Here is a 3989-nt window from a genome sequence, read left to right on the forward strand (position 1 = left end):
TGCAATGAGGACGATGCCAACGACCAGGGCCGCCCGGGCGAGGACCGTGCTACGGCGGCGCGCATCATCCGCCGCGACCAATCTCTCCGCGCTAGATCGCGTATTCTCGGAGCCCTGAACCGGAGTCTTCCTCATGCCGCTACTGTACGTCCAGAATCCGCGCAACGATAGCAGCCTGATACCAACCGCATCCCGCTGAGGGTCCCCCCTCTCAGACGACCGCGAGCGAGAATGGAAGAATGCAGGCTGACAAAGGTGATTTCGAGCTGAGTATGGATGAGTTGCGAGTTGTAACCCGATACGCCGCGGAGAGCGCTGAGGAAGTACTTTCTGTGTTTGAGGAGAACAATCCGGAGGATTTGCGGCCTCGCCTGGCTATCGAGGCGGCCTGGGCGTTTGTGCATGGCGCCGCACGAACGAACGTGCAACGAGTGAGGGCTCTGGATGCGCATCGCGCGGCGAAGGAGGTGGCCGGCGCAGCCGCAGAGTTTGCTGCCCGGTCTGCAGGCGATGCTGCCGCCGCCGCATATTTGCACCCTCTGGCCAAAGCCACGCAAGTTGGCCACATCTTGCGCGCTGCGGCGAATGCAGCTCGGGCTGCCGAGTTGACCGCCAGCGGGGATCCGGCCGAGGGAGAGGCGCTGATGGAGCGGGCCCGCCGACGCGCCACGCCCACATTGATAGATGTGCTGAGTCGATACCCCCTCGCGCCAGTGGGGAAGAGCCGCGTTGCACACCTCATGCAGGCACTGGACAGCTCCCTACGTACGCCCCGCTGAGCGTTCCGCTTGCGGGTCTCCGCCTCGGCTGTGCACTACGGTGACGCCCGCCAGCGCGAGCGACGAGAAGGTTCAGTCGAGCTTCTTGAGCATCTTCACCGAAGTGGTCTCGTAGCCGAGGGAATCGTAAAGTCCCCTGGCGCCGGTGTTGAATCCGAAGACGCTGAGGCCGAGAGAGTGCGCGCCGTGTGAGCGTGCATATTGCTCGCCGAGGAGCATCGTCTTTCTTCCATGTCCCTGGCCACGATGGTCAGCGTTGATGAAAACGTCCCAGACCCACCACGCTCCCGCATCGGTGGTGACATCCTGCCCGATCCACAGATACCCCACTGCCTCCTCGGCCTCGTTCATCACGTGAAAGACCTCATTGCCAGGGCTTTGAGTGCCATCCGGGAACGAGCGAGCCATGCTCTCGGCCGCTATACGTCGAGCTTCCTCGTGTGATCGGCCTTGGGCAAGTAAGTCACCGACGTACTCGGCACAGCTTTGGTCAATCCACGTTGGGAAGTCACTGGTGAGGATTCGCTTAAGGGTTACGGTCATCTCTCAATTCTCCCAGGCCGAGCCGTCGGGTCGCACGGACGCCTTACGAATGCGCTAGAAGTTCCCCTGCGACACAGCGCCGGCGCACTCGGCCGCCGGATGGTTTGGCCCTAGATCTGTCGCGCCAGAGGTCCGGCTTGCGGGCACGACGTCGCACTTGGACTCGGATCAGTGGCGTCGGCGAATTCACCGGTGCGCTGGTGGCGAAGTCGGACTTGAGGCGTTTTCTGTTTGTATCGTCTTGAGCTTTCTTGCTCGGGGATCGCGAGGCGGCCGGAGTCGGCCTTGGCTGACTAGGATCGCAACGACGACGATGATTCCGCCGACGATTTGATTCCAGAGAATCGTTTCTCCTAGAATCAAGACGCCCAGGATCACGCCACCTATCGGGGTGAGGTAGGTGACCGTGGAGGCGTTGGTGGCACCCCAAGCGTTGATGACGTTGGTGTACCAGACATAGGCGATTCCGGTTCCGATGCCACCGAGAACGATCACGCTTACGCCGATCTCGGGAGTGATTGTGACCGGGGTCAGGCCGATAAATGGTGTGAGGAGCAGGATGAGGACGGCTCCTGCGCCGATCTGCGCCGCGGAGACAGTAATGGCGTCATACGCGTAGCCGCGCAGAAACCGGCGAGTGTAGGAGAAGCCGAGGCCGTAACACGTGGTTCCACCCAGGCAGGCCAGCTGAGCACAGAAGAACATGTCGCCGGACGTATCGGCGACGGCAGTCCAGGGGGCCGCGACGAGCAGGACTCCGCCCGCAGCCACAAACAGGCCCGCGGTCTTGATCCTGGTGAGTCGTTCATCGGGGAGGATGGCCAGCGCGACGAGCATCGTGGCAATCGGAGTGGTCGCGTTGTAAATGCTGGAGAGACCCGAGGGCAGGTATTGCGCCGCCCACGAGAACAGCAGGAATGGGGCCACGCACATGATTGCGCCGATGGCCGTGAGGTGGCTCCAGACTCGCAGGCCGCGGGGCCAGCGCCGCCGGGTGGCCAGCATGATGCCGGCGAGGACGAGCGCTCCGAAGAAGAGCCGCCCGAGCACGAGTTGCGCTGGGGAGAGTCCCTCTACGGCGACCTTGATGAAGAGGAAGCTCGCTCCCCACACTGCGGCCGCGCCTAGGTATTGCGCTCCGAGGGCCAGACCCCGTCCATTCAGCGATGCCGATCCTGTGTTCGTGCTCATGCCTATGCTGCTCCGTTCGTCCCCGTCAGTCTCGGCTAGGCTCCATGCATGAATCAAATGAATCTCACGCATCCCGGCATGTGCGAAATTGATCCATGGTGGTGACCTTGCGGCAGCTGGACGTCTTAGTCGCCGTGGTGGACGAAGGGGGTTTCGGGGCTGCGGCCGATTCCTTGCGGATGAGCCAGTCCGCCGTCTCGCACTCCCTCGCGGCGTTGGAACAATCGACCGGCGCACCGCTCGTTGTTCGGGGGCAGGCAATCGCAACGACACTGCTGGGCGACGCGGTTCTCGCGCACGCCCGCTGCGTCCTTGCGAGCGTGCGGGCCCTCGAAGCAACCGTCGACCTCCACCGCCATGGCGCCATGATCGGCACTGTTCGCCTCGCGGCTGGCGTGACGGCGTCTCATCGCCTCGTCCCCGAACTCCTCAGCCGCTGGCGTGCGGAAATGCCCGGGCTCGACGTGCGCCTGTTCGAAGGCAGTGACGAAGAACTCCAGACCTGGCTCGACACGGGGGCAGTGGATGCCGCCGTGCTCACCGACCCCGATCCGATCCCCCACGGAGCCGTCGTCCTGGCCCGTGACGACTTCCGTGCAGTTCTCCGCGCCGACCACCCGCTCGCTGGCGAGACACGTATCGGCCTCTGCGATCTCACCGATGACCCGATGTTGGCCTCAACCAGTGGCTGTGAGCCTCAAATCATCACGATGCACGCCATGGCCGGATTTCCCTACGTCCCAGCACAAAGGGTGCACGAGACCACCACACTGCTCGGCATGATCGAGGCCGGCCTGGGAGTGGCGATCATGCCCGCCCTCGCCCGCACCATGCTCACCGACAACCTGGTCATGGTCGAATTAGACCAACACCTCGAGCGCACCCTTGTCTTCACCGGCCCGCCAGGCCGCCCGTGGCACCCCAGCGTCGAACGCATGCGGGATGTTGCGGAGGCTGCCACGAGGCCAGGGTGAGCTCCACAGCGTCCGCAAAGGCCCGTGTCCCGTATCAGGTTCCCCTCTGACACGGCTTCAGCGTGTTGGGCAGATGCGCTGACTGGACCTAGATCTGTCGCGTAGGTCGTCCGGCTTACGGGACGGTGCTCCCGATCGATCCGTGCGGCCTTGCCCGGTGAATATCTCATCACCTTGTGAGCTGTGGGTGCCGATTCTTCGGGCACATTGGGCTGCCGCCAGTCGATGCTCACCCCGTCAGAGTTGGGCGAAGACCTGATTGTGCATACCTTTGAATGTGGATAAACGTAGTGCGCCTACCGCCAGCATCAGAAAACTCGTCATTCATGCTGGTCTGGCGGCGACGTCGTGAGCAAGACCAGGGAGCTTATAGTTTCCCATTTCCCATTTCGCGTCGGTCGTTCTCGTCGTCTTGGTAGTGCTAGCAAGCTTTGTGAGCACTTTCAACCCAGTGCAAGACGTTGTGGCTACCATCCGTGGTGACAATGACGCCTCTGTCGCC

The 3989-nt window shown here is 62.8% G+C and carries 4 protein-coding genes; 2 read left to right on the plus strand and 2 right to left on the minus strand.

Features of this window, described 5'->3' with window-relative positions:
* Positions 1 to 239: 239 nt before the first annotated feature.
* Entirely contained in the window at positions 240 to 779 is a 540-nt protein-coding gene (locus tag JF66_RS16365; RefSeq protein WP_035879695.1) for a putative immunity protein, read from the plus strand.
* Between the two features lie 72 nt (positions 780 to 851).
* On the opposite strand, the gene JF66_RS16370 is transcribed toward JF66_RS16365, so the two are convergent.
* Positions 852 to 1322, minus strand: coding sequence for a GNAT family N-acetyltransferase (locus JF66_RS16370; RefSeq protein ID WP_035879697.1), 471 nt, complete (start codon positions 1320 to 1322; stop codon positions 852 to 854).
* 186 nt (positions 1323 to 1508) lie between these two features.
* Positions 1509 to 2513 carry a DMT family transporter gene (locus JF66_RS16375; RefSeq protein WP_081882456.1) on the minus strand — a complete coding sequence of 335 codons (1005 nt, stop codon included), beginning with the start codon at positions 2511 to 2513 and terminating at the stop codon, positions 1509 to 1511.
* 95 nt (positions 2514 to 2608) lie between these two features.
* On the opposite strand from JF66_RS16375, the gene JF66_RS16380 reads away from it, so the two are divergent.
* Positions 2609 to 3487, plus strand: a complete 879-nt coding sequence (locus tag JF66_RS16380; RefSeq protein ID WP_035879699.1) for a LysR family transcriptional regulator — start codon at positions 2609 to 2611, stop codon at positions 3485 to 3487.
* Positions 3488 to 3989: the final 502 nt, after the last annotated feature.

The organism is Cryobacterium sp. MLB-32 (assembly GCF_000738085.1).
Classification (GTDB): Bacteria; Actinomycetota; Actinomycetes; order Actinomycetales; family Microbacteriaceae; genus Cryobacterium.

Bases quoted from the DNA above. Each gene is read 5' to 3' on its own strand.
- JF66_RS16375 (WP_081882456.1), bottom strand. From the start codon at position 2,513: ATGAGCACGAACACAGGATCGGCATCGCTGAATGGACGGGGTCTGGCC.
- JF66_RS16370 (WP_035879697.1), bottom strand. From the start codon at position 1,322: ATGACCGTAACCCTTAAGCGAATCCTCACCAGTGACTTCCCAACGTGG.
- JF66_RS16380 (WP_035879699.1), top strand. From the start codon at position 2,609: ATGGTGGTGACCTTGCGGCAGCTGGACGTCTTAGTCGCCGTGGTGGAC.
- JF66_RS16365 (WP_035879695.1), top strand. From the start codon at position 240: ATGCAGGCTGACAAAGGTGATTTCGAGCTGAGTATGGATGAGTTGCGA.